This is a genomic window from Mycobacterium parmense, from assembly GCF_010730575.1.
GTDB lineage: Bacteria > Actinomycetota > Actinomycetes > Mycobacteriales > Mycobacteriaceae > Mycobacterium > Mycobacterium parmense.
Genome location: NZ_AP022614.1, coordinates 1330862 through 1356403, shown reverse-complemented (window position 1 = coordinate 1356403; position 25542 = coordinate 1330862). Strand labels below are relative to the sequence as shown.

The following is a 25542-nucleotide window of genomic DNA, read 5'->3' as shown; positions in this document are numbered from 1 at the left end:
TAGCTGCCGCATCTCATCCCGAATTAGCGCGGCGCAGGTCTAGGGCAGCCGCAACTCGGACCTGACCATTTTTTCGAGAGTCTCGAATGCCTGAATGAACTCGTCAGTTCCCTTGGCTATGGCATCGCCGGCCGCGCCGAGGTCACCCGTATTTTCGACCATCTGCAGGGTTTGCTCCAGCAGCGCTTTTGCTTCGGCGGCCGCTTGGTCGATCTTGTACTTCGGAGATGCTTGCGCGTGGTCGAGCACGGCCTGCTGCTGTTTCACCGGACGTCGTAAAATAATTCTTGCCCGAACTATCTGGTCGCTAAGCGTCTTCTCGGTCTTAAGGAACGCATCGAACCGGCTCTTTACCTCGTCGCTCGCGAGCAGGTCAACAACCGCCAGTGTTTCAGCGCGCTCCGAGAGGGTCGGCCCCCCAAGTAAGTCTCTTTTCTCTTCTTCGGTTGGGCCTGCCGATGCGAGCGCAGCTGCTTCCGCTGCTGAACCGGCATTGAGTGCGGAGTCAACTTCGCGCACTTTCACTACCGCTCGGATCTCCCGAGTTACCACTTGAAGGTTGAGCTTCATGGAGTACTGCAGCAGATTTACATGCGTCAGAAGCGCTTTGTAAGCGAGTTGGCGGCGGTCCTGCTCAAGCCCTTCACGCGCTGTAGCCCGCTCGTTTTCCAGCCGCGTTGCGAGGTCGTGTGTTTGCGCCTTATTAGTCCAGCGGATGCCCCATAAAGTGAAGGCACCGGTCAGGGCGCTCCCGATGAGCGCGGCGGCGGCCGCAATCGTTGCTGTTGCTTCTGTGTCGGCCACTTGTGCTCGCGGTCCCTTCACGGCCCCTCCCGGCCAGAAGGCTACGCGAGTCGTTGGCTTAAGTCATCGGATCAGCCCCCGCCATTCTCAGCTCGACAGCAACCAGATGAGGTTTCCGGGCAGGCCGGCGATCACGCTGAACCCGATCAGCACCGGCCCCCACGTACGCCCAAGCGCCGGGTTATTTGTGGTGCGGGAGCGGGACGGATGACGAGACGGGTTTCAAAATTCACCTTGCCGTCCCGTTTGTCCCGGTAATACGTGCTCGTGGTAAGCGCGATCCCGGCCAGCGCCAACAAGCTGGCGAAGATATATAGCGCGGCCCCGACGAAGATCGTTGTGCATGTCGACCGGGCATAGCGTCCGAGCGCCATCGACTTGCCGTGAAAGAGGGCGTAGTGATGGTCGTCGGTGGAAGATGGGGGGCACTGGCTCATCAGGAAGGAATCGACCACTATGAAGTCCGCCGGCGACCCGCAGACTGTGATCGCCACGTGCTCGTTCTGCGCCAAGCCCAACACTGAAGTCGGAACACTGATTGCTGGCCTCGGTGCTTTCATCTGCGACCAGTGCGTCGACGAATGCGTGACCCTAATCGCTGACCGATCTGCGCAATAGGCTTCATTGCTCCCAGTGGCGGACAACCATTCGGGGACTCAAGTTTTGGCAGGCGGTCACGCTGTCGCCGCCGCCCACGTTTCACTGAGGTGTTGGCAGGCGGATTGGCCAGCTTTGACCTATGACCGCGCGCGAGGGAATTTGATGCGAACCATGGTCACCACGACAACAGCGTTGGTTCTTGGGACGCTGGTCGTCGGTGCGGCAGCGGCGGCGCATGCTGATCCGATCGTGCCTGGCATGAACACCAATTGTGAGTCAGCGTTCAATGGAACGATGTGGTGCGACGGCCCTATCCGGCCTGATGGCACGTGGGCGCGGTGCTTCGCGGTTTCGGGGACTCAGCGGTGCTTTATGTATGATCCGGCGAATCCGCCTACCCTCCCATTGGGGCAGCCGAATCACCACATTGGACTCTGACGAATCAGGCCGCCGGACCCAAAGCGCCCGTTGCGGAATCGTGCGCGTCGTCGAACTGCGCGGAGCACAAACTTGCGGTTATGGATTCTTATGTGCTTGCGCGCATAAGACGTGGTCGTGCAACGAGTGCGGCGGCACGCTCCACCACCCGCCCACGGCGGTCGTACCGGGCCGAGACTGACGGCGTCGACGCCGCTGCCCGTGTAATCGCGTTGCACCAAGTCGTGAGCCAACTGAAAGTCGAAGAACACGGCCTCGCTCAGCAGCTCTCGTATTGGGCGGCTCATGGCGTTGCGGTTCCGGCTCATGTGGACGGGACTTTCACCCTTCGCGAGGCGGCGCAGCAGGGGCATTCTTGTCGGCATCACATGAGAATCTTCGTTCGTGCCGAATCAGATCGCGAACCCCCATCGCTGCGCCGGCTGGGGACCGCCGACCCGGATCGACGGGGGCAGCGTAAATCCTGGTTCCGTCCGCAGCCCGTCCGCAGCAGTGTTTCCTCAGCTCGAACAGCTCGCACAGCTCCACCTCCGTGGCCAGCGGTTTCTTGCGCCACTTTTCCAGCTAACCCAGCTATCGCCCAGGAGAAAATTCATGGCCAATTCTCATGTTCTCGTGTGGTTTGGCCTCAGGATCGGCAGGGCATTCTGGAATCACAAACCGGTAACCGTTGTTCATAGATTGTGCGGGTTGCCCCGGGAGGAGTTGACAGTCGTGGCCGAGACACCAGAAGCGACCGTTATTTTTCTTCATTCCCACCCACGGTGGGTCGCGGCTCAGCGTCGCGCGCACGAGCGAACCGACGCGATCCGGCGCCACCCCTCCTTCCGAGCACGGCCGCGGGCCGCGCAGGGCGGCGGCATCGTCCCGATGGTGCGCGACTTCCGGGTGTGCTCCAGCACCGACACCCCGGCCTGAAATTTCTTCTTCGAACAATGGCGCTGCAGCCGCGCTCACAGGCTGCTCGGTGAACATCACTCCTGAGTAAATTCCGCTCATTCGTCGCGGCGGGACAACGATCTCAATCGTCGACCGCGCTCTTACCTCCCCGCGCAAATTACTACGTCGAGTAGTAATCGAATGCCGGGAGAATCGCGACGGTCTTTCCGCATCGGATAAAGGGCGTTCGGCCCTATCCGGGAGTGGGCGCGCGGCGCGAGGGTGGGTCGAAACGCGATCCGTCCGGGGGAGCCGAGTTGACCCAAACCACCGACAGGCTGACCGAGTTGCCACTGCCCGACCTTTTGGTTGAATTAGACACCAGCACAGCGGGTTTGACGTCTGCCGAGGCGCAGCGGCGGTTGCTGCACTACGGCCCTAACGAGATTGCGGAGCGCCGGCACAACCCGGTGCTCGAATTCTTCGGGTATTTCTGGGCGCCCATCCCGTGGATGATCGAGGTCGCGCTGGCGCTGTCGCTGGCCGCCCGGCACTGGACCGACGCGGCGATCATCGGGGTGCTGCTGGCGATGAACGGGGTGGTGGCGTTCTTCGAGGAACACCAGGCGGCCAACGCGATCGCCGCACTCAAGCAGCGCCTGGCGACATCGGCACGGGTGCTGCGCGACGGCGCGTGGGCCACCCTCCCGGTGCGCGAATTGGTGCCCGGCGACGTCGTGCGAGTGCGCCTCGGCGACGTGATTCCGGCCGACCTGCGAGTCCTCGACGACGTGACCCTCGAGGTGGACCAGTCCGCACTGACCGGCGAGTCGCTGGCAGTCAGCCGCGGGCGCGGCGAGAACTTGTTCTCGGGGTCCGTGCTGGTGCGCGGCGAGGCCGACGCGCTCGTGTGCGCCACCGGGCCGTCGTCGTACATGGGCAAGACCACCGCCCTCGTCGAGGGCGCGGGCACCGTCAGCCATTTCCAGCGTGCGGTACTGCGCATCGCCAACTACCTCATCGTCATCGCGCTCGCGCTGGTCACTCTGACCGTCGCGGTGTCCCTGCTGCGGCACAACCCGGTGCTGCAGACCCTGGAGTTCGCCCTGGTGGTCACCATCGCCTCGATCCCGGTGGCGTTGCCGGCGGTGCTGTCGGTGACCATGGCGATCGGCGCGCGGCAGCTGGCGCGGCACGAGGCCGTGGTCAGCCACCTGCCCGCCGTCGAGGAACTCGGCGGGATCGACCTGCTGTGCTCGGACAAGACGGGCACCCTGACCCAGAACCGACTCGCGCTCGCCGCAAGCTGGACCGCCGCCGAAGTCAGCGACGACGAGCTCCTCACGGCCGCCGCGTTGGCTTCGCGCGCCGAGGACAACGACCTCATCGACCTGGCGGTGCTGGCGGCCGCCGGTCGGCACCCGTTAAGACAGGTGGAGCGGTTCGTCCCATTCGACCCGGTCAGCAAACGCACCGAGGCGCTGGTGCGCGACTCCGACGGACACAGCTTCCGGGTCAGCAAGGGAGCTCCGCAGGTCATTGCCGCGCTGTGCGACGGCGACGGCGCGGCCGCCGGGGTCGACGAGGTGGTCGACGGTTTCGCCGGCCACGGCTACCGCGCGCTCGGGGTGGCCAGGACGGACGGCGACGGCTCCTGGCGGCTGATGGGGGTGCTGGCGCTGGCCGACCCGCCCCGTGAAGACTCCGCGGCGACCATTGCCGCCGCCCGCGAACTCGGGATCGACGTCAAGATGGTCACCGGCGACCAGGTCGCGATCGGCCGTGAGATCGCCCGCCAGGTCGGCCTGGGCGACAGGATCCTCGATGCGGCCGTCCTCGACGGCGACGACATTTCGGGTGCGCGCGTGGAAGCCAGCGACGGCTTCGCGCAGGTCTTTCCCGAGCACAAGTACTGCATCGTGCGGCTGCTGCAGGACCGTGGCCACATTGTCGGGATGACCGGCGACGGGGTCAACGACGCCCCCGCGCTCAAGCAGGCCGACGCCGGTATCGCGGTGTCGGGTGCCACCGACGCGGCCCGGGCCGCTGCCGACGTGGTTCTGTTGGCGCCGGGATTGTCGGTGGTCGTGACGGCGATCGGGCTGGCCCGGGAGATCTTCGCCCGGCTGACCAGCTATGCCACCTACCGCATCGCCGAGACCATCCGGGTGCTGTTGTTGATCACCCTCGCGGTGGTCTTCATGAACTTCTTCCCGGTCACCGCCGCCATGATCGTGTTCCTGGCCTTGCTCAACGACGGCGCGATCCTGTCGATCGCTTACGACCACGTGCGCGGCTCACCCAGGCCCGCCAAGTGGGACATGCGCGCCGTCCTGACCATCGCCACCGTGCTGGGCGTCACCGGCGTCGTCGCGACTTTCACCCTGTTCTTCCTCGCCGACAAGGTCTTCGGGCTCAGCCACGACTTGATCCGCACCATGATCTACCTCAAACTGTCCGTCGCCGGTCAGCTGACCATCTTTCTCACCCGCTCCCGCGGCCCGTTCTGGTCCCGACCCGCGCCGGCGCCGTTGCTGCTGGGAGCCGTGATCACAGCGCAGACGATCGCCACGCTGATCGCCGTCTACGGCGTGGCGATGACGCCCGTGGGGTGGCTCCGGGCGGGTCTCGTGTGGGCCTTCGCGGTGGTGTGGTTCCTGTTCAACGACCGAGTCAAGCTCGCCGCCTACGCCTGGCTCGACCATCACCCCCGCCGCGAGCACCCGAATCGGTCGGTAACGAACATCGGCTGGACCTCGTCGGCGACGCGTCGGTGACGCCCGGCCGCGGACCACGCTGCCGACGTCGCCGGCCCGACCGATAGGTTCAGCTGATGAGCAGCACCGAGACGAGCTCCGCAGACCGCCTGTTCGCCCTCGCCGAGCAGGTGCAGGGTTTCATGCCCGCCGACGAGGGCCGCGCGCTGTACGAGGCTGCGCTGCGATACCTCGACGGTGGCGTCGGCGTCGAGATCGGCACCTACTGCGGCAAATCCACGCTGCTGCTGGGCGCGGCGGCCGAGCAGACGGGCAGCGTGCTCTACACCGTCGACCACCACCACGGCTCCGAGGAACACCAGGCCGGCTGGGAGTACCACGACGCCTCGATGGTCGACGCGGTCACCGGACTGTTCGACACCCTGCCCGCGTTTCGCCGCACGCTGGACACCGCCGAGCTTGCCGACCACGTTGTTGCGGTGGTGGGCAAATCGCCGGTCGTGGCCAGGGGTTGGCGCTCACCGCTGCAGCTGCTGTTCATCGACGGCGGGCACTCGGAGAAGGCGGCCACCGAGGACTACGAAGGCTGGGCGAAGTGGGTGAGCCCCGGCGGGGCCCTGGTGATCCACGACGTGTTCCCCAACCCCCGAGACGGCGGCCGGCCACCTTACCTGATCTATTGCCGCGCAATCGATTCCGGTCAGTTCCGGGAGGTCTCGGCGACCGGGTCGCTTCGGGTGCTCGAGCGGATCAGCGACCCGGCTCGCTGATCAGGCATTCGCAGTCGAAGTCGCTCTGCAGGCCCAGCGGCAGCGCGTCCCCGCGGAAGATCCCGGCGCCCCGCGTCGTTTCGGAAAGGGCGTCGGCGGCCAGGATCATCGCCGCCCCGGTCCAGGTGGTGCGCTCTTCGGGCCAGCGTTTCCCGTCGGCGAACACTAAACCCGTCCAATAGGATCCGTCTTCTTCGCGCAGGTGTTGCATCGCGGCGAACTGGCGATGCGCCCAGGTGCGATGGCCCATGGCGTCGAGCGCCATCACCAGCTCGCAGGTCTCCGCGCCCGTCACCCACGGGCGGTCGTCCACGCAGCGGATGCCGAGCCCGCCGACCACGAAGTCGTCCCAGCGCTGCTCGATGCGCGCGACCGCCGCCGGTCCCCGCAGCGCACCACCGAGAATGGGGTAGTACCAGTCCATCGAGTAGCGGTCCTTGACGGTGAATGCCTCCGGGTGCGCGGCGATCGCGTGACCCAGCCGGCCCAGGGCCAGCTCCCATTCCGGCTGCGGCTCGCCGACGAACGCGGCCAGCGCGAGCGCGCACCTGATGCTGTGGAACACGCTGGCGCACCCGGTCAGCAGTGCCTCCGGTACCGGCCCGGCTTCGCTTCGCGCCCAATAGATCTCGCCATAACCGAACTGCAGGTCGATGACGAAGTCGATCGCCTTGCGCACCACCGGCCACATCTGCGCGCCGAAAGCCTTGTCACCGGTCACCAACACGTGATGCCACACACCCGTGGCGATGTAGGCGCAGAAATTGCTGTCGCTGTTGGCGTCCTCGATGACGCCCGCGCGGAACTGCAGCGGCCACGAACCGTCGGCGCGCTGCGTGCGCCGGCTCCAGTCGAACGCGGCCCGCGCCGGCTCCAACAGCCCGGCCGTGGTGAGCGCCATCGCGCATTCGATGTGGTCCCACGGGTCGGTGTGCCCGCCCTCGAACCACGGGATGGCCCCGGAGGTTTCCTGCGCCGCGGCGATGGACTGCGCGGTCTGCCGGCACTGCTCGCGACTAACGACACCCGGCACCGCGGGCGGATCACATCGACGCAACTGAATACCCCAGCCTCGCTTCGCTTCCCGTTGACCTGGACTTGGTGAAGTACATGGCCACGCTCTTGCCCACCAGGGGATTGAGCACCGACTCCGCCAGCTGGGTGACCTTCGGCCGCCGCATCAGATCCCACACCAGCAGCTTGTGGTAGGCCGTCACGGCGGGATGGTCGGAATTAGACACGCCCACAGCGCATTTCAGCCACCAGAAGGGGGAGTGCAACGCGTGCGCATGATGCGCGTGCGTGAATTCCATGCCGGCGCGCCGGACCTTGTCGCGCAACCGGCTGGCCCGGTAGATCCGCACGTGGCCGCCCTCGTTGCTGTGGTACTCGTCGGACAGCAGCCAGCACACCCGCTCGGGCAGCCAGCGCGGCACACTGACCGCCAGTGTGCCACCGACTTTGAGCACCCTGACCAACTCGTCGATCGCCGAATCGTCCTGCGGTATGTGCTCGAGGATCTCCGAGGCGATCACGCAGTCGAAGGTCTCGTCGGCGTACGGCAGCTTCAGCGCATCGCCCACGACCGCCTTGGCGGACGCTCCGGCGGGGGCCTCGCCGGCATCGGCCATGGCCTGCAGAATCGTTTCCACGGAACGCAGTTCGGCGGCATCGCGGTCGAAGGCGATGACGTCGGCACCGCGCCGGTATGCCTCGAAGGCGTGCCGGCCCGCCCCGCAGCCCACGTCGATGACCTTCATCGACGCTCTGACGCCGAGCCGGTCGAAGTCGACCGTCAGCATCGGCTTCCGCCCTGGGCGGCGGCGCGCGCGATCGCCCGCTGGTAGACCCGCACGGTCTGGGCGGCCACGGCCTCCCAGCTGAAGACGTCAACCGCGCGCGCCCGTCCCGCGCGCCCGAGGCTGCGGCGTTTCTCGGGGGAGTCCAGCAGCTCACCGAGTGCACCGGTCAGGGCGTCGACGTCGGCGGGCGGAACCAATTCGGCACAGGCGCCGTCGGTGCCGAGCACCTCGGGCAGCGCGCCCACCCTGCTGGCCACGATCGGCGTACCGCTGGCCATGGCCTCCACGGCCGGCAGCGAAAACCCTTCGTAGAGCGAGGGAATGCAGGCGACCTCGGCGGAGGCCAGCAACGCGGCCAGCTCGGCGTCCGAGAGACCGCTGGTGACATGCACGATGTCGGAGATGCCGAGTTCGGCGATCAGCTTGTGGGTGGGGCCGTTGGGCTCCACCTTCGCGACCAGCCGCAGCTCGAGGTCGTGCCTCGTGCGCAGCCTGGCGATCGCATGCAGCAGAGTGCGCACGCCCTTCAGCGGGGTGTCGGCGCTGGCGATCGCGATGACCCTGCCGGGTTCCCTCGGCCGCGAGGCCGGCTTGAACAGCTCGGTGTTGACCCCCAGCGGCACCACGTGCAGCTGGTCGGGTGTGACGCCGAAGTCGGCGACGATGTCCGCGGCGGACGACGACGACACGGTCAGCAGGTCGGGAATGTGGCGCGCCACTTCCTGCTGCATGTCCAGGAATCCATACCAGCGGTGCACCAACGGTTTTCGCCACCACCGCGCGGCGGCCAGGTCGAGCACCCGGTCGCGGGTGATCGGATGGTGCACCGTCGCGACCACGGGCAGCCCCGCCTCGGCGATGGTGAGCAGTCCGGTGCCCAGGCTCTGGTTGTCGTGGACTACGTCGAAATCGGCGATCCGCCCGGCCAGCAGCCGGGCGGCCCGCATGGTGAAGGTGCGCGGCTCGGGGAAGCCCGCGGTCCACGTGGTGAGCAGCTCGAGCAGGTCGATGGAGTTGCGGATCTCGCTCGGGCGCGGGACCCGGAACGGGTCGGGCTCCCGGTACAGATCCAGGCTCGGCACCTCGGTCAGGCGCACGCGCGGATCGAGGAGATCCGGATAGGGCTGGCCGGAGAACACCTCGACGTCGTGACCGAGCTCGACCAGGCCGTGGCTGAGATGGCGCACGTAGACGCCCTGTCCGCCGCAATGGGTCTTACTACGGTAGGACAGCAGGGCTATTCGCATACTTAACTCTTATCCGCCGGTGAAGAAACCCGGAGAGGTGACCCCCACTCCATCGCGATCAACGGACTCCCGAGTTCCGTGACAGCAAACTGGACATGTGTCCAGACTATAGTTCGCTCACCTAAGCGAGCGCAACGAGAGCGGGTGTCACCGCCGCGCGCTCCGACCATCCCGGGAATGTCCGCCACCCGAAGATCATGCCACCCGGGCACCAACTGGGGCTGAACTGCTCGCCAACCGGACCGCTTTTCGGCGCCTCCGTGGCCCTCGCCCTAGATCACGGCCAGCCACACCGCGAGGTAGTGGCACGTGGCCGCCAGCACGGTGCAGGCGTGGAAGAACTCGTGGTAGCCGAACGTGGTGGGCCAGGGGTCCGGCCACTTCAGGGCGTACATCACGGCGCCGACGTTGTAGAGCACCCCGCCGACGACCAGCAGCACCGTCGCCGTCACCCCGGCGCCGTCGAGCAGCGTCCTGGCGAAGGCCACCGCCACCCAGCCGATCAGCAGATACGGCGGCACGCCCACCCACCGGGGCGAATCCGGCCAGCTCAGCTTGAGCGCGACCCCGGCCAGCGCACCGCCCCAGGCGATGCAGAGCACCAGCACGCCGGTCTGGTGGGGCATCGCCACCATCGCGAAGGGGGTGAAGGTGGCGGCGATGAACACGAAGATGATCGAGTGGTCGGCCCTCATCATCCATCGGCGCGCCCTGTCCGACCGCCAACGGATGCGGTGGTAGGCGGCGCTGACGCTGAACATGGTCACGGCGCCGACGGCGTAGACCAGAGTCGCCAGGCCGGCGCTCGCCGACCTCGTCGACCACGCCGCCGCCACCAGCGCCACGCCCGCGACCACCGCGACCCCGGCCGAATAAAGGTGGATCCAGCCACGCGCACGCGGGCTGGCGAAGACCTTGGCGACATTCTCGACCAGCCGTTCCGCGAACTCCTCGACGACGACGGCCGCCGGTGTGGGCGACCTGCTGTCGCCGACCGGCTCGGTTACCTCTGTCATGTCCCCCCAATCGGACGCGCCGCATCCGCCCGCCCACGTTAGCCCGGTTTTGCGGCGCACCCCGTGTGCGCAACGGCTGCGTCGCGACGGTTCTGCGGCCGTACGCCCTTTGTTAACATCGCGCCGTGCGGGATTCGGCTGGCCAGGGCGCCCCGGGCGCGTCGGTATCCCGGCGCGACGCCTTCAAGTTCGCGCTGGCGCCGGCGCTTCTGACGCTGGCCGCTCTCGACGCGCCGAAGGCGTCGGCGGCTGACATGAGGCTGATCGACTTCGCCGAGCGCAGGATCGCGCCCGCCGAGATCAAGGCGGCGGGCTACGACGGGGTGGTGAACTACGTGTCCGAGTCGCGGCCGGGCGCGAACTTCGAGGCCAAGCCGCTCACCCGCGAGTACGCCGATTCGCTGCGCGCCGCGGGCCTGCACATCGTCAGCAACTTCCAGTACGGCAAGCCCGGGTGGCCCGACCCGTCGGACTTCACCCGCGGGTACGACGGTGGGGTGGCCGACGCGCAGACGGCCCAGCGGTTGCATGCCGCGGCCGGCGGTCCGCCGTCGGCCCCGATCTTCTTCAGCGTCGACGACGACATCGACCTGAACACCTGGACGGGCGTTGCGGTGCAATGGTTTCGGGGACTCAACTCGGTGCTGGGGGTCGACCGCACCGGCATCTACGGGCACGCCCTGGCGTGCGAGTGGGCGGTCAACGACGGCGTGATCGGCAACTCGACGTCCGCCGGTCACCAGTGGGCCTGGCAGACCAAGGCGTGGTCGCACGGGCAGCGGGCGCCGATGGCGGTGCTCTATCAGGCCGTCGTGAACGGTCCCGGCAATCCGGGTCCGCTGCTGGGCGGCATCAACGTCGACGTCGACGACGTCCTCGCGGCGGACTTCGGGCAGTGGGACCGCTGAGCTGACGACGGCGCCCCGCGAGCCGTGGCTCGCGGGGCGCCGGTCTCGAGGCACCTACTTCAGGTCGAAGCGGTCGTTGTTCATGACCTTGACCCACGCCGCGACGAAGTCCTCCACGAACTTGCCCGCATTGTCGTCCTGCGCGTAGACCTCGGCGATGGCACGCAGCACCGAATTGGACCCGAACACGAGGTCGTTGGCGGTGGCGGTCCACTTGAGCGCGCCCGAGGACCGGTCACGGCCCTCGTAGACGTTCTCGGCGCTGTCCGACACCTTCCATTCGGTGCCCATGTCGAGCAGGTTGACGAAGAAGTCGTTGGTCAACGCGCCCGGCTTGTCGGTGAGCACGCCGTGCTTGCTGCCGCCGTGGTTGGCACCGAGAGCGCGCAGACCCGCCACCAGCACCGCAAGCTCCGGACCGGTGACGCCGAGCAGGATCGCGCGGTCCAGCAGCAGGTGCTCGAGCCCCACCTTCTCGCCGGGACGGAAGTAGTTGCGGAACCCGTCGGCCCGCGGCTCGAGCACCCCGAACGCCTCGACGTCGGTGTTCTCCTGTGAGGCGTCGGTACGGCCGGGCGCAAAGTGCACCGAGATCTCGTAGCCCGCGTCCTTGGCCGCCTTTTCGACGGCCGCGGACCCGGCCAGCACGATCAGGTCGGCCAGCGACACCTTCTTGCCGCCGGGGGCGGAGCCGTTGAACTCCCGCTGGATGCCCTCCAGCACGGGCAGCACCTTGTCCAGCTCCGAGGGCTCGTTGACCTCCCAGCTGCGCTGCGGCTCGAGGCGCAACCGCGCCCCGTTGGCGCCGCCGCGCTTGTCGGTGTTGCGGTAGCTCGACGCCGCCGCCCAGGCCGTCTTCACCAGCTGGGGAACAGACAGACCGGACCCGAGCACCTTGCTCTTCAGCGCCGCGACGTCCTGCGCGTCGACCAGCTCGTGGTCGACGGCCGGCACCGGGTCCTGCCACAGCTGCGGCTCGGGGACCCACGGCCCCAGGTAGCGCGAGACCGGACCCATGTCGCGGTGCATCAGCTTGAACCACGCCTTGGCGAACGCGTCGGCGAGCTCCTCCGGATGGTCCAGCCAGCGCCTGGTGATCTCCCGGTAGACCGGGTCCTCCCGCAGCGCGATGTCGGTGACCAGCATCGTCGGGGCGCGGCCCGGGCCGCCGAACGGGTCGGGGATGGTACCGGCGCCGGCGCCGTCCTTGGCGACGAACTGCCAGGCCCCGCCGGGGCTCTTGGTCAGCTCCCACTCGTAGCCGTACAGGTTCTGCAGGAATCCGTTGCCCCACTTGGTCGGGGTCGTCGTCCAGATCACCTCCAGGCCGCTGGTGATGGCGTCCGGGCCGCTGCCGCTGCCGAAGGAGCTCTTCCAGCCGAATCCCTGCTGTTCGAGCGGGGCGGCTTCCGGCTCGGGACCCACCAGGTCGCCACTGGCGGCGCCGTGGGTCTTGCCGAAGCTGTGGCCACCGACGATCAGCGCGGCGGTCTCCTCGTCGTTCATCGCCATCCGGTAGAAGGTCTCCCGGATGTCGTGCGCAGCGGCGACGGGGTCCGGTTTGCCTTCGGGGCCTTCCGGGTTGACGTAGATCAGGCCCATGGTGGTGGCGCCGTAGGGTTGGGCGAGGTCCCGCTCGCCCGAGTAACGCCGGTCGGTGCCCAGCCACGTGTCCTCTTCACCGAACAAGATCTCTTCGGGCTCCCACATGTCTTCGCGGCCGAAGGCGAAGCCCATGGTCTTGAAACCGAAGGACTCGAGGGCGCAGTTGCCGGCGAAGGCGATCAGGTCGGCCCACGAGATCTTGTTGCCGTATTTCTGCTTGACCGGCCACAGCAGCCGGCGTGCCTTGTCCAGGCTCACGTTGTCCGGCCAGCTATTGATCGGAGCGAAGCGCTGGGCGCCCTGGCCGCCGCCGCCCCGGCCGTCGTGGATGCGGTAGGTGCCGGCGGAATGCCAGCTCATCCGGATGAACAGGCCGCCGTAGGTGCCGTAGTCGGCGGGCCACCAGTCCTGCGAGTTGGTCATCACCGACATCATGTCGGCCTTGAGAGCCTCGACGTCGAGCTTGGCGAACTCCTCCGCGTAATCGAAGTCCGCGCCCAGCGGGTTGGACTGCAGCGGGTGCGGGTAGAGCCTCGACACGTCGATCTGGTTGGGCCACCAGTCCTGGTTGGACCGGGGGGCATGCGCCTTCGGCTTGGGGGCGGCGATGGTCGGGTTTTCGCTCTCGCTCACAACGTTCCTCTCAGGGTGATGGGTTGAAATCGGGCTGCGATGTAGAACCAGCTGTCGAACAGTCGGGGCACAGACCCCAGTAGATGACCTCGGCCTCGTCGAGGACGAAGCCATCCAGAACGTTGTTGTCGTCGGACGGGGTGAGGCATGGCGCTTCGCCGACGGCGCAGTCGATGTCGGCGATGACGCCGCAGGAACGGCAAACGACATGATGGTGGTTGTCGCCGACTCGCGACTCGTAGCGGGCAACCGATCCCGACGGCTGGATCCGGCGAACCAGACCCACCGCGGTCAACGCGTTGAGCACGTCGTACACGGCCTGCCGGGATACCTCGGGAAGGCCGACCCGCACCGCCGAGAAGATGGTTTCGGTGTCGGCGTGCGGATGGGTGCCCACCGCCTCCAACACGGCCAGCCTGGGGCGGGTCACCCGGAGATCGGCCATCCGCAGCTGCTCCGCGTACTCGGCCGTTGAGGACACCGGACCAATATGTCCTAGTTATCTGGAACCAGTCAAGACTCTTTTGTGAACTGGAGCACACATTCGCGTGGCGGGCTCGTGGCGCTCGGCGGGGGAGCGCAGCAAACGCCTCCCCGACTCAGGTGGGCTTGAGGGCGCTGCCCTTGAGCCACTCATCCCAACTGACCGACCAGTCGCCGTTCTGCGCGAGGGTCAGCGGGGGGCCGCCGGTGTTGCGGACCTCGACCACGTCGCCGGGCACCGAGAATCCGTAGAACCATTTCGCATTGTCGGCGTTGAGGTTCAGGCAGCCGTGGGAGGTGTCGCGGTGGCCCTGAGCCCACACCGTCGCGTCGAGCTCGTGCAGATAGATGCCGTCGATGCTGATCTTGGTCGCGTAGTTGATGGTCTCGCGGTAGCCCAGGCGGGAGTTCTTGGGCAGCCCGAAGGTCGACGAGTCCATGATGACGGGGTTGCCCTTGTCCAGCACGGTGTAGATGCCCGGCGGCGTCCACAGATATATGGTCTTGCCGCCCACGTCCTCGGTGCCCCCCATCCCCATCGACGTCGGCATCGTGCGGACGAGGTTCCCGTTCTCGTACACCTCGACCTGATGGGTGGTGTCGTCGGCGATGGACACGTGCGAGTCGCCGATCCGGAAGGACACCGAGGTGTCATCCTGCCCGAACAGGCCGTCACCCAGCCCGATTCCGTAGATCTTGGCGTCGGCGGTCACCGTCGTGCCCGGCTGGTAGTAGTGCTCCGGCCGCCAGTGGGCGTGCTGGTCGTCGACCCAGTTCCACGAGCCCTGCACCTTGGGGTTGGTGGTCACCGTCAGGTGCCGCTCGGCGGCGGCCCGGTCGGTGATCTTCTCGTCGAAGTGGGCCACGATGACGGTCCCGACGCCGTAGGTGCCGCCGTCGCGCAGCGACGCGTCGGCGGTGGTGGTGAAGTAGACCTTGGTCTGGTTGGACGGCCGCAGGGTGGAAAACGACGACACCCGAGTCGACGTGACGCCGCCGGGTCCACGGCTGATCACCGTCAGCGTGTAGGTGCGGCCGTAGCCCAGGGCGACGGTCGGCTTCCACACCGTGTTGTCGGGCGTCATCACGCCGTCGATCGACCTGCCCGCCTCGTTGACCATGTTCACCTCGGTCAGCGTCCCCGTGTCGGCCTTGACCAGCACGTGCCCGACGGGGTCGACGTCCTGCGCGTTGTCGCCGGGCGTGATCGTCACCTTGGCCGGTTGGGTGGCGGCGGCATCCGAGCTCTTCGACAGCTGCGACAGGGGGCTGTGCCGCGCGCACTCCCCGCCCGCACAGCCCCCCGGCAGCCATGTGAGCTGCACCGCCGCCACCACGCCGACGAAAACGAACACGGCGAGCATGAACCGGCGCGGCCAGCTGATGCCGAGGATCCGGCGTACCAGCTGTTCGCTGTTCATGGACATCATCAAGCTGCCAAGTCCTTCGCTGTATTACGGCTTCGAAAGTGCGTCCGCATCGACGACGACGTTGTGTTCGCTTGCCCAAAGGCGTGAATCCCGAAACCGCTGGACGCCGCCGATGGCGAGGGATCATGGCCTGGTGGCCGACGACGAACTCGACAGTCTGTATCTGGCGCGGCCCCAGGACTTTACCGCAGAACGCACCAGATTGACGGCAGCCGCCAAGAAGCGTGGCGACACCGACGCCGCGAGGCGGATTTCATCGGCCCGCAAACCCACCACGGCGGCGTGGGTGGTCAACCGGTTGGTGCTGGAGAACAAGGACGTGGCCCGGCGGCTTGCGGACTTGGGCGATCGGTTGCGGTCCGCGCATGCGGCGATGGACGGCGCCGAGATTCGGGATCTGTCCGGTGAGCAGCACCGGCTGATCGCCCGGCTCGCTCAGGTGGCGCTCGACGCCGCCGACGTGCGCGCCCCCTCGGCGGCGGTGCGCGACGACGTGACCGGCACGCTGCAGGCCGCGATCGCCGACCCCGAGGTCAGGGCGCGGCTCGGCCGGCTGGACCGGCCCGAGCGGTGGTCGGGTTTCGGCGCATTCGGCGACGCGGCGCCGGCCTCGGGCCCGGCCCGCCCCAAGACTCCCGAGAAACCCGACAAGACGAGCAAGACGAGGAAGACGGCGCCCGCACCGCCACCGCAACCCGACGCGGAGTCCAGGCGGCGGGAGCGACTGGACGCGGCCCGGCGCGCGCAGGCTGATGCCGAGCGTGCCAAAGCCGGCGCCGACGAGGTGCTGTCCCAGCGGAAGCAGGCACGCGACGCCGCCGGGCAGCGCCGCGCCGAAGCGCTCGCCGGTCTGCGCGGCGCCGAGCGCGACCTGGACAAGGCGGAGTCGGAATGCCGGCGGGCGCAGCGGGCCGCCCGCGACGCGGCCGAGTCATTGAGAAGGGCCCAAGCGGCGACAGCCCGGTTCGAGCGCACCTGAGCGGTGCCGCGTTTCCGCATGGCGGCGCCGGGTATCAGCACAGCCGTGACTTCTCTATGGCTGTCCGATCGAAGCGAGCAACCGTGGGCTGCGGGCCGCCTCGACGATGGGCCGCGCCGCGCCGACGTGATCGTCGTCGGCGCCGGGATCACCGGGTTGATGACCGCGGTGCTGCTGGCCCGCGCCGGCAAGGACGTGCTGGTGCTCGAGGCGCGCACGGTCGGCGCCTGCGCGACCGGGAACACCACCGCCAAGATCAGCCTGCTGCAGGGCACCCACCTGTCGAAGATCCTGTCCAAGCACGGCAAGGGACTCGCACGCGCGTACGTCGACGGCAACCGCGAGGGCCAGGACTGGGTGATCAACCACTGCGCGGCAACCGGCGTGTCGGTGCAGCGCGAGGACGCCTACACCTACGCCCAGTCCACCGAGGGCATCGCGTCCGCGCGCGCCGAGCTCAAGGCGTGCCAAGAGGTCGGCCTGCCCGTCGTGTGGGACGAGCATGCCCCGGTGCCGTTTCCCTACCGCGGCGGCGTCCGGCTGCCGGATCAGGCCCAGTTCAACCCGATGGAGTTCCTGGACTCACTGGTGGTCGAGCTCCTGCGCCGCGGCGGACGCCTGGTCGAGCACACCCGGGTGCGGCGGGTGTCGTTGCTCGGCAAGAGGCCGCGCGTGCATGTCGATGACGCGGCCCGCCGCAGCATCGAACTCGAGGCCGATCAGCTGGTGCTGGCCACCGGCATCCCGATCCTGGACCGCGGCGGCTACTTCGCCCGCCTCAAGCCGAGCAGGTCCTATTGCCTGGCGTTCAAGGTGCCCGGCGAGGCCATCAGCCGGCCGATGATGATCTCGACCGACTCGCCGACGCGTTCGGTGCGCTATGCGCCGGTCGCCGACGGCGAGCGGCTGATCGTCGGCGGCGCCGGCCACACCGTCGGGCGCGAGAAAAGCCCGTCGGCGGCGCTCGAGGAACTGTCGGCCTGGGCGCGCAAGCACTACCCGGGGGCGGCGCAGACGCATTTCTGGTCGGCGCAGGACTACACGCCGATCGACGCGCTGCCGTATGTCGGGCCGATCCTGCCGAATACCGAGCACATTTTCGTGGCAACGGGGTTCAGCAAGTGGGGCATGACCAACGGGCCCGCGGCGGCGCTGGCGCTGTCGAGCCGCATCCTGGGCGGGCGGATGGACTGGGCCCGCGCGTTCGCCAGTTGGAGCCCGCACGAACTGTCCGGCCTGCCGACGGCCCTGCAGGCCAACGTCGAGGTCGGCTTCGAGCTGACCAAGGGCTGGATCACCCCGGCGACACGCGCCGGGCAGCGCAGCCCTGGCGAAGGCGAGGGCATCGTGAGCGGTCCGCCCTGGCGCTTGCAGGCGCGGTGCACCGTCGACGGCACGCAGGAACGGGTCTCACCGGTCTGCCCGCACCTCGGCGGGATCGTGAACTGGAACGACGCCGACAAGGCGTGGGAATGCCCGCTGCACGGCTCGCGGTTCGCACCCGACGGCACGCTGCTCGAAGGGCCGGCCACCCGGGATCTGTCCGCGGACCGCTGACCCCAACCGCCTCACACCCGGCGCCACGACGGCTGCGCAGGGTCCACCAGCAGCATGTCGACGGGCCCCTCGCCGAAGACGGCGATGACGGCCGGGTCGGCGTGATCGGCCGGGACGCCGTCGTAGTGCGGGGTGCGCGCAGCCCGCTTGACATAGCCGCCCGCGCCGACCGGCACCGCGTCCCCGGGTTGGAAGTCACGCCCGCTGTTGACGAACCAAGTGCCCGAGACGACCACCTGAATCCGGTCGGTCGCGTAGGTGTGGGGTGCGCTGAACCAGCCCGGGTTCCACCTCATCATCACCAGATAGGGCCCGGGCTTGTTGAAATCGCCGTAGAGCATCGCCATTTCGCCACTGTGCGGCGGGAGGTTGCCCCACGGTTCGAAATCGATTCGGTCGGAAGGCAAGACGAAGGTCTCGTTGGGGTCGGGCCCGCTTGCCGGTGGCGGCGACGAGGCGATGCCGCCGGGCCTGCCCGGCTTGTCGCCCGCGGCTACCGCCGCCAGCAGCAGGGGAGCCGCGAAAAGCAATGACCGTCGGTTCGGTTCCATATCCCCATCTTGCCGGTCACGCCGCCTTGCGGTATACCAGCCAACGCAGCTCGACGGGGGAGTCGTCGCGCTCGACGTCGAACACGTCCTGCCCGCGGGACCAGCCTTCGAACCAGCCGGTGGGCGGCCACGCGGTCGCGGGCAGGTGAGCTTTCTCGTAGTCGTAGGCCGAGTCGTCGGAGACAAGCTCCAGCGGCAGCCCGGCCACGGCGCCGGTCACCTGTTCGCGGGTGAAGATCATCGTGTTGCACTGCTGCCCGAGTTGCACGGCGGCGTCGTCGGGCGTGTAGCCCGGGCGGGCCAGGAAGGTGTTGAAGACCAGGCGCCCGCCGGGCGCCAGGCAGTCCACGGCGAGTTCGAACATCCCGCGCAACTCGTGCGGGGTCCGGAAGTCGGACACCACCTCCGAGAGCACCATCAGCTGGTAGTGGTCGTGGACGCCCTCGACGGCGGTGAAGACGTCGCTGGCGATCACGCGCACGGGCAGCGACTCGCTCTCGGCGTCGGTGCGCATCACCTCGGCGAACTTCTCGGCCATCTCGACCGCGTCCACCGGGTGCCCGAGCCGGGCCAGGGGCAGTGCGTTGCGCCCGGTGCCGGCACCGACGTCGAGCACCCGGTAGGCAGACCGGTCCGCCGCTTCGCCGGCCAGCGCCATCACGCGCGCGTCCGGTTCGGTGCCAAACAACGGCGCCGGGCGCAGGGCGACCCATTGGTCGTAGTCGGCGTCGATCGTGCGCCATTCGGCTTTGACGCGGAAGTTGACCCCCGTTCCGAAGGGCGCGTTGTAGGAGATGATGACGTCCGAACGGGGCGAGGCCTTGTACGCCTTGGCCAGTTCGGCTTCCAGCACCTTCTTGAGCTGAGCCGACTGCTCGGCGGTGTGGAACACGCCCAGGGTGGCGCAGATGTTGCTGCACAGCAGCACGTACTCGTCGATCAGGCCGGGCACGGCCGGCACCACGACCTGGCCCTCGGCCACCGATCGGCGATACAGCCGCCGGATCATCGCCTCGCGCAGCATCGACGGATCGAAAGTGGGGTCCTCCACGAGAACCTTGTACACGACCCGACCCGTTTTGCACCACCGGTGGCGGTTGCGCTCCGGGCGCTCACCGGGAACGCGCGGCGGCCTCGAGCAGGTCGGCGGTGACGGCGGCGCTCCGGGCGGGGCTGGTCATCGTGGCGGCGGCCCGGCGGGCGCGGGCGAGGGCTCCGGGTTCGAGGATGGAACGCAGGTCGGCGACCAGCGTCTCGTGGGTGGCGTCCACGAATCGGCGCGCCGCGCCGACGCCCAGCCGGATGACCGCGGCCGCCCAGAGTGGCTGGTCGAGCCGCAGCCAGAGGATCAGCGTCGGGACCCCGGCGCGCAGGCCCGCCGCGGTGGTGCCCGCGCCCCCGTGGTGGACGGCAGCCCGGCACGCGGGCAGGACAGCCGAATGGTTGACCGCGGCCACCACCTTGACGTGCTCGCCGGGGGAGACCCCGGCGAGCACATTCGGTCCTGCGCAGATCAACGCCCGTTCGCCGAGTTCCGCGCAGACCGCGCCGAACATGGCCGCGGTGTCGGCGAAGGAGGGCACCGGCCAGCTGCCGAACCCGAGGTATATCGGCGGCGTGCCGTGGTCGATCCATGCCAGCACCTCGTCGTCGGCGTCCGCGGGCATCTCGAGCGTCAGCGCGCCGACAAACGGGCGCCGCTGCGCGGTGTCGCCCCACTGGGCGGCCAGGCCGGGGACGCACAACTGGTCGTAGGCCTGGATTTCCAGCATGTTGTGGTCCGGCGCCGACGGCGGGAGGCCGAGAGCGCGGCGTTGCGCCTCCCTGGCCTGCTCGGTGATGCGGCGATCCAGCCACGTGACGGGCAGGGCTCCCGGCGGGAAGAAGTGCAGCCCGGCCGCGGGTATGCCGTGATGCTCGGCGACATCGGCCACCAGGTCCTGCTCGGCGGCGCCGGCCAACAGCAGGTCCGCGCCGCTCGCCAGCGGAGTCAGGGCAGCGGTCTTCTCCGACCAGATGCTCGCGGCATATTCCATGATCTGGGGCAGCACGCCGATCGGGTTCGGATGCGCAAACAGGGCGAGGTCTTCGTCGTGCAGCGACCGCGTGTCCCGTCCGTAGGCGGTGGCCACCAGGCCCGCCGATTCGACGAGGCCGAGCATGCCGGGCGGGACGGCCATGCGCACGTCGTGGCCCCGGCGCAGCAGTTCCCGACCGACCGCGGCGCAGGGTTCGACGTCCCCCCGACTTCCATAGCCCGCCAGTACGAATTTCAGCGGTGATGCAGTCAGTCGGGGCGCCCCGCTCCGGCGGCTTCCTCCAGCAGGTCGGCGGCGGCGGCGACGCTTTTGGCCGGCGGGGTCACGTGGGCTGCGACCTCGTGTGCCCGGGCCGCGATCGCCGGGTCCAGTACGGTCCGCAGGTCCGCGACCAGCGATTCCCTGGTGGTCGCGGCAAACGGGCGCGCCGAGCCGACGCCCAGCTGCTCGACTGCGGCTGCCCACACGGGCTGATCGAGCCAGAGCCACAGGACCAGGGTGGGCACTCCGGCCCGCAATCCCGCCGCGGTGGTGCCGGCGCCACCGTGGTGTACGACTGCGCGGCACGCCGGGAAAACCGCCGTGTGGTTGACCATGGCCACGATCTTCGTGTCGTCGCCGTGCGAGACGTCGGCGAAGTCGTTGGGGCCGGCGCAGATCAGCGCGCGTTCGCCCAGCTCGGCGCAAGCGGCCTCGATCATGGCCACCGTGTCGGCGAACGGCACCACCGGGGTGCTCCCGAACCCGAAGTAGATCGGGGGCGCTCCGTCGGCGATCCACCCCGCCACCTCGTCGTCGGTGTTCGCTGCCAGCCCGAGCGTCACCGCGCCGACGAACGGGCGCAGCCCCGCACTTTCCCCCCATTGCGCCGCCAACCCCGGGACGCAGAGTTCCTCGTACGCCTGGATCTCCAGCGGCGCGCACCTGGGCGGCGCCGCCTCCGGCAACCCCAGGGCGCTGCGCTGGGCGTGCTCGGCCTGCTTGGTGATGTTCGACTGCAACCAGCCGAGTTCGGAGATCTGCGCCGGGAAGAAGTGCAATGCGGCCAGCGGAATGCCTTGACTCTCGGCGACATTGGCGGCCAGGCGCTGCTCGTTCATGCCGGCGACCAACAGGTCCGCCTCCCCGGCCAGCGACGACAGCGTGGCGCTCTTCTCCGTCCACATCCGGTTCACGCGCTCCACCACGTCGGGCAGTGCGCTCAACGGATTCTGAACTTGCAGAACGACTTTCGTGGCAGTGTTCATCTGCTCCCGGGTGTCGGGCCCGTAGGCCACCGCGGCGAGCCCCGCCGACTCGACGAAATCGACCTTGTCGGGGGAGGTCGCCATCGACACCGCGTGGCCACGGCGCGACAACTCCCGGCCGACCGCGGCGCACGGTTCGACATCGCCCCGGCTGCCGTAACCGGCCAGCACAAATCTCATTCAGCAGCCCTAACTCGCGGTGACGCTTTCGATCCAAGCAGAGTCACCGCCCGCACCCACGCGCGCCTCCACCGCCGCGGACATCACGCAATGCGCGGGTAACCCGCCGGTAACCCGTGGCGCGCAACTCCGCTGTATGTCTTGACGCCGTCGGCCGTGGTCAGCGGGAGAGGATGTGAGTCGCAGCCGTCGCGTCGGCGTGGTGTGAGTCATGTCTGCTCGTGCAGCGTATGCGCGTGTTGTAGTAGAGATGAGCGGTCGTTTGCTGGTGGTTCACCGCGCCGTTGCCGAAGATGTCGGCGCGGGGGGCACCGACCGAGAGGGGACGTCATGGACTACGCAGTGTTGCCGCCGGAGGTCAACTCCGCCCGGATCTACACGGGGCCCGGGGCCGCCCCGATGTTCACCGCCGCGGCGGCCTGGGACGGGCTCGCCAGCGCGCTGCACTCGGCGGCGAACTCCTACCAGGCGGAGATCGTCGCGCTCACCGCCGGCCCATGGGTGGGGCCGTCGTCGGCGGCGATGGCGGCCGCGGCCGCTCCCTACATCGCGTGGACGAGAACCGCCGCCACGCAGGCCGAGCAGGCCGCCGACCAGGCCAGAGTGGCCGCCGGCGCCTTCGAGACGGTGTTCGCGGAGACGGTGCCGCCGCCGGTGATCGCGGCCAACCGCACCCTGCTGATGGGCCTGATCGCGACGAACCTGTTCGGGCAGAACACCCCGGCGATCGCGACAACCGAGGCGCAGTACGCCGAGATGTGGGCGCAGGACGCCGCGGCGATGTACGGCTACGCGACCGCCGCGGCGTCGGCGACGACGCTGACGCCGTTCGCGTCACCGCCGCGGACCACCGGCCAGGGCGGCGAGCAGTCGGCGGCGGTCACGCAGGCCGCGGGGACCTCGGCCGGCAACGCGCAGAACATCGTCTCGTCGGCCCAGCAGGGCCTGGCGGCGGTGCCCAACGCGCTGACGAACCTCGCGAGCCCCGCCGCGGCGGTGCCCGCCCAGACCACCCCGCTGGACGCGCTGGGTCTGATCAGCGACCTGATCGCGATCTTCCTCGACGCGCCGGCCAGCGTCGCCGGCCTCGGCATCGACGCGCCGTTCTCGACCGCCGCGTTTCCCTTCGACGTCGCCGGCGCGCTGACCGGTTTCCACACCGACGACATCGTCAGCGGCTGGGCGGGGGTCCAGGCCTGGCCGGGGGACGCGCCCGTGCCCCCGTCGCCGTTCCCGGTGATCACCAACCTGGCGGGCGGGTCGACGGCGACGACGGCGTCGGCCGGCCTGGGCCAGGCGTCGACGGTCGGGGGGCTGTCGGTGCCGCCGGGCTGGACCGCGGCGGCCCCGGCGATACGCCAGTCCGCGCTGGCGCTGCCCGTCACCAGCGTGGGCGCCGCCGCGGAAGCGTCGTCGACCGGCGCCGGAAGCCTGTTCGGCGAAATGGCCGTGGCCAGCATGGCCGGCCGCGCGATGGCCGGCACCGGGGGCGGCGGCGGAAGTCAGACGGGGCGGATGAAGGCCACGGCGCAGCAGCCGACGCAGAAGCCCGCCCAGCCGCCGATCCAGGACTCCGCACCCGAACCTGCGGCGCAGGTTTCGCCGGGTGGCCCGATCACGGGCATCGCGGCCGAACTCCGCGAGCTGGCGTCGCTGCGTGACGCGGGCATCCTCACGGAAGAGGAATTCACCGAGCAGAAACGGCGCCTGCTCCCACACTGATCGAGAAACAAGCGAATGCGTCCAACATCGACAGATGCCACCGGCAATTATTTTCATTTAATGCAAACGGCGAGCGCAATGGGAAATTCGGCCGCTTTGCGGTCGAATCGGTTCAAGGCGAGGACGGTGTACCGCAGAGATGAGCCGAGACGCAACAGCGCAACTGGGCGACCAGAAGTTCGTGTCGCTGACCACATTCAAGCGCGACGGCCACGGGGTGGCGTCACCGATGTGGGTCGTGCGCGACGACAACGCGCTGCTGGTGTGGACACCGGCCGAGTCCTGGAAGGTCAAGCGGGTTCGGCGCGACCCCCGCGTGACACTCACGGCGTGCGGCCGAACGGGGAAAGTTCAACCCGGCCAACCGGTTTACGAGGCAACCGCCACGGTCATCACCGACCCCGCCGAGGTGGCCGCGGCCGAAGCGCTACTCAAGCGCAAGTACGGCATCGAGTACCGGATCGTGACGACCATCGAAGCGATCGCGGCCATGGGCCGCAAGCCCCGGGTGCTGCTGCGCATCGCCCTGGCCACCGATACCGCGTAGGGCAAACCCGGCCGGCCTTGCGGCGACGCGGCATAAGCGAGCGTGTGGTGATTCACCGGCCGTTTGCCGAAAACCATTATTTCGATACTCAATTTCGGTGCACGCCCATATACTGAGGGCCCTTGAACGCCGATAAGAAGGGCCCGGAATGATTGCACCTCGCTGGCTCGCCAGAATGACCGTCCCCGTGATGGTTGGCGCGGCCTTGACCTCTGGCACGGCGATCGCGATGGCCGACAGCACGGATGACACCTACCTCGGAAAGCTGCACGGCCTCGGCTTCACCTGGTCCTCCGGGGCCGACGCCGACATGATCTCGATCGGGCACCAGATCTGCGCGGACCGCAATGCCGGCAAGACGCCCGATGCGATCGCCTCCGACATCCACTCGTCGCTGAGCTCGAAGGGATACTCCTTCGCCGACGTCACCGGCATGGTCAGCGCCGCGGAATCAACCTACTGCCCGGACTGATTCGCCACCGGCTACGGTGACTCCCGGGTTCGCCGCCCGGCGCTGAGCTCATACTGTTTGCCGTGGAGCCTAAGCCGGTGAAAGGTCATGCCCCGGTGGGAATGCGGGTCGACGGCCTGTTTCGCTACCCGGTCAAGTCGATGCTCGGCGAAAGCGTGGAGAGCCTCTTCGTCGACGAACACGGCGCCGAGGGCGACCGTCGGCTGGCGCTGCTCGACGCCCTGACCGGGCATGTGGCCAGCGCCAAGAACGCGCGACTGTGGCGTGGGCTGCTGAAGTGCACCGCCGGCGGGGGCCCCGGGCGGGTGCGCATCGCGCTGCCCGACGGGACGAACGTCGCCGCCGACGATCCCGACGTCGACGAACGGCTCTCGCGGCTGACGGGCCGCACCGTGCGGCTGGTCAGTCAGCGTGCCCAAGGCGCGACGCTGGTGCGCCCGGACCCCGAGGGGCTGCTCGAGTTCGGGCTCGACGCCGACGTCGACGGGCGCATCCTCGAGATTGCCGCGAGCACACCGGGCGACTCGTTCACCGACGAAGCTCCGCTGCACGCGATCACCACGGCCACCCTGGAACACATCGGCGTCGAGGCGCTGCGCTACCGGCCGAATCTGGTGATCGCGACTCCGGCGGGTTATCCGCCGTACGGCGAGAACGATTGGGCCGGTGGGGAAGTCACGGTGGGGCCGACTCGGATGCGGGTGCTGACGGCCACCTCGCGGTGCGTGGTGCCCACGCTCGAGCACGGACCGCTGCCGCGGGCGCCACAGGCGCTGCGCAAGCCGGCCGCCGAAAACCGGTGCGACACCGGAGGTCACGGTCCACAGCCGTGTGCGGGTGTGTACCTCGCGGTGGTGGCCGAGGGCGTGATCGGCCTCGGTGACCTCGTCACCGTGCACGGCTGACGGGGCGGTCC

General features: G+C 68.6%; 25 protein-coding genes. 11 read left to right on the top strand and 14 right to left on the bottom strand.

Annotated features, from left to right (window positions below; translation table 11 throughout):
• Positions 1-39 precede the first annotated feature (39 nt).
• Both G6N48_RS06180 and G6N48_RS06175 read right to left on the bottom strand, forming a co-directional pair.
• A complete protein-coding gene (locus G6N48_RS06180; RefSeq protein WP_085271263.1) occupies positions 40-804 on the bottom strand; it encodes a hypothetical protein in 765 nt (254 codons plus the stop codon).
• 146 nt (positions 805-950) lie between these two features.
• Positions 951-1316, bottom strand: a complete 366-nt coding sequence (locus tag G6N48_RS06175) for a hypothetical protein (RefSeq protein WP_163670738.1) — start codon at positions 1314-1316, stop codon at positions 951-953.
• Between G6N48_RS06175 and G6N48_RS28885 the strand changes: the two genes are divergently transcribed.
• A complete protein-coding gene (locus G6N48_RS28885) occupies positions 1261-1422 on the top strand; it encodes a ClpX C4-type zinc finger protein (RefSeq protein ID WP_085271261.1) in 162 nt (53 codons plus the stop codon). The two genes, G6N48_RS06175 and G6N48_RS28885, sit on opposite strands and share 56 nt — an antisense overlap.
• A 144-nt stretch (positions 1423-1566) precedes the next feature.
• Positions 1567-1842 carry a CDGP domain-containing protein gene (locus G6N48_RS29045; RefSeq protein ID WP_085271260.1) on the top strand — a complete coding sequence of 92 codons (276 nt, stop codon included), beginning with the start codon at positions 1567-1569 and terminating at the stop codon, positions 1840-1842.
• A gap of 573 nt (positions 1843-2415) precedes the next feature.
• On the opposite strand, the gene G6N48_RS06165 is transcribed toward G6N48_RS29045, so the two are convergent.
• Positions 2416-2817 carry a hypothetical protein gene (locus G6N48_RS06165; protein ID WP_161494249.1) on the bottom strand — a complete coding sequence of 134 codons (402 nt, stop codon included), beginning with the start codon at positions 2815-2817 and terminating at the stop codon, positions 2416-2418.
• Between the two features lie 221 nt (positions 2818-3038).
• Here G6N48_RS06165 and G6N48_RS06160 point away from each other — a divergent pair, with 221 nt between their 5' ends.
• Both G6N48_RS06160 and G6N48_RS06155 read left to right on the top strand, forming a co-directional pair.
• Entirely contained in the window at positions 3039-5498 is a 2460-nt protein-coding gene (locus G6N48_RS06160) for a plasma-membrane proton-efflux P-type ATPase (RefSeq protein ID WP_085271270.1), read from the top strand.
• 56 nt (positions 5499-5554) lie between these two features.
• Complete coding sequence (locus tag G6N48_RS06155) at positions 5555-6208, top strand: class I SAM-dependent methyltransferase (RefSeq protein ID WP_085271259.1); 654 nt, start codon at positions 5555-5557, stop codon at positions 6206-6208.
• Here the strand turns inward: G6N48_RS06155 and G6N48_RS06150 are convergent.
• The 4 genes from G6N48_RS06150 to trhA all read right to left on the bottom strand — a co-directional run bounded on the left by G6N48_RS06150 (position 6189) and on the right by trhA (position 10273).
• On the bottom strand, positions 6189-7241 hold the full coding sequence (locus tag G6N48_RS06150) for a prenyltransferase (RefSeq protein ID WP_139825971.1): 1053 nt from the start codon (positions 7239-7241) through the stop codon (positions 6189-6191). The genes G6N48_RS06155 and G6N48_RS06150 overlap by 20 nt on opposite strands.
• A gap of 10 nt (positions 7242-7251) precedes the next feature.
• Positions 7252-8010, bottom strand: a complete 759-nt coding sequence (locus tag G6N48_RS06145) for a class I SAM-dependent methyltransferase (RefSeq protein ID WP_085271257.1) — start codon at positions 8008-8010, stop codon at positions 7252-7254.
• A complete protein-coding gene (locus G6N48_RS06140; RefSeq protein WP_085271256.1) occupies positions 8004-9257 on the bottom strand; it encodes a glycosyltransferase family 4 protein in 1254 nt (417 codons plus the stop codon). The genes G6N48_RS06145 and G6N48_RS06140 overlap by 7 nt, the downstream gene beginning before the upstream one ends.
• A gap of 272 nt (positions 9258-9529) precedes the next feature.
• The gene (gene trhA / locus G6N48_RS06135) at positions 9530-10273 is read right to left on the bottom strand and encodes a PAQR family membrane homeostasis protein TrhA (RefSeq protein WP_085271255.1); all 744 of its coding nucleotides are present in this window, start codon (positions 10271-10273) and stop codon (positions 9530-9532) included.
• Positions 10274-10398: 125 nt separating this feature from the next.
• Between trhA and G6N48_RS06130 the strand changes: the two genes are divergently transcribed.
• Entirely contained in the window at positions 10399-11181 is a 783-nt protein-coding gene (locus tag G6N48_RS06130; protein ID WP_085271254.1) for a DUF1906 domain-containing protein, read from the top strand.
• 54 nt (positions 11182-11235) lie between these two features.
• Here G6N48_RS06130 and katG read toward each other — a convergent pair whose 3' ends face one another.
• The 3 genes from katG to G6N48_RS06115 form a co-directional block, all read right to left on the bottom strand.
• Positions 11236-13419, bottom strand: coding sequence for a catalase/peroxidase HPI (gene katG / locus G6N48_RS06125; RefSeq protein WP_232066556.1), 2184 nt, complete (start codon positions 13417-13419; stop codon positions 11236-11238).
• A 10-nt stretch (positions 13420-13429) separates the two neighbouring features.
• A complete protein-coding gene (locus tag G6N48_RS06120) occupies positions 13430-13900 on the bottom strand; it encodes a Fur family transcriptional regulator (RefSeq protein ID WP_139825970.1) in 471 nt (156 codons plus the stop codon).
• Between the two features lie 118 nt (positions 13901-14018).
• Positions 14019-15332 carry a L,D-transpeptidase gene (locus tag G6N48_RS06115; protein WP_085271252.1) on the bottom strand — a complete coding sequence of 438 codons (1314 nt, stop codon included), beginning with the start codon at positions 15330-15332 and terminating at the stop codon, positions 14019-14021.
• Between the two features lie 133 nt (positions 15333-15465).
• On the opposite strand from G6N48_RS06115, the gene G6N48_RS06110 reads away from it, so the two are divergent.
• Complete coding sequence (locus tag G6N48_RS06110; protein ID WP_085271251.1) at positions 15466-16311, top strand: hypothetical protein; 846 nt, start codon at positions 15466-15468, stop codon at positions 16309-16311.
• 45 nt (positions 16312-16356) lie between these two features.
• A complete protein-coding gene (locus tag G6N48_RS06105; RefSeq protein WP_179969852.1) occupies positions 16357-17868 on the top strand; it encodes an FAD-dependent oxidoreductase in 1512 nt (503 codons plus the stop codon).
• Positions 17869-17879: 11 nt separating this feature from the next.
• Here G6N48_RS06105 and G6N48_RS06100 read toward each other — a convergent pair whose 3' ends face one another.
• From G6N48_RS06100 to G6N48_RS06085, 4 genes are all read right to left on the bottom strand, one after another.
• Positions 17880-18419 (bottom strand): cupin domain-containing protein, encoded by a 540-nt coding sequence (locus G6N48_RS06100; RefSeq protein WP_085271250.1) that lies wholly within the window; start codon positions 18417-18419, stop codon positions 17880-17882.
• Positions 18420-18435: 16 nt separating this feature from the next.
• Positions 18436-19443, bottom strand: coding sequence for a class I SAM-dependent methyltransferase (locus G6N48_RS06095; protein WP_085271267.1), 1008 nt, complete (start codon positions 19441-19443; stop codon positions 18436-18438).
• A gap of 88 nt (positions 19444-19531) precedes the next feature.
• A complete protein-coding gene (locus G6N48_RS06090; protein ID WP_085271266.1) occupies positions 19532-20695 on the bottom strand; it encodes a glycosyltransferase in 1164 nt (387 codons plus the stop codon).
• Positions 20696-20706: 11 nt separating this feature from the next.
• The gene (locus tag G6N48_RS06085) at positions 20707-21885 is read right to left on the bottom strand and encodes a glycosyltransferase (RefSeq protein ID WP_085271249.1); all 1179 of its coding nucleotides are present in this window, start codon (positions 21883-21885) and stop codon (positions 20707-20709) included.
• Positions 21886-22215: 330 nt separating this feature from the next.
• Between G6N48_RS06085 and G6N48_RS06080 the strand changes: the two genes are divergently transcribed.
• From G6N48_RS06080 to G6N48_RS06065, 4 genes are all read left to right on the top strand, one after another.
• Positions 22216-23607, top strand: a complete 1392-nt coding sequence (locus G6N48_RS06080) for a PPE family protein, SVP subgroup (RefSeq protein WP_085271248.1) — start codon at positions 22216-22218, stop codon at positions 23605-23607.
• 139 nt (positions 23608-23746) lie between these two features.
• Complete coding sequence (locus G6N48_RS06075; protein ID WP_085271247.1) at positions 23747-24154, top strand: PPOX class F420-dependent oxidoreductase; 408 nt, start codon at positions 23747-23749, stop codon at positions 24152-24154.
• A 229-nt stretch (positions 24155-24383) separates the two neighbouring features.
• Entirely contained in the window at positions 24384-24626 is a 243-nt protein-coding gene (locus tag G6N48_RS06070; RefSeq protein WP_232066555.1) for a DUF732 domain-containing protein, read from the top strand.
• A gap of 101 nt (positions 24627-24727) precedes the next feature.
• A complete protein-coding gene (locus G6N48_RS06065; RefSeq protein ID WP_085271265.1) occupies positions 24728-25531 on the top strand; it encodes an MOSC domain-containing protein in 804 nt (267 codons plus the stop codon).
• Positions 25532-25542: the final 11 nt, after the last annotated feature.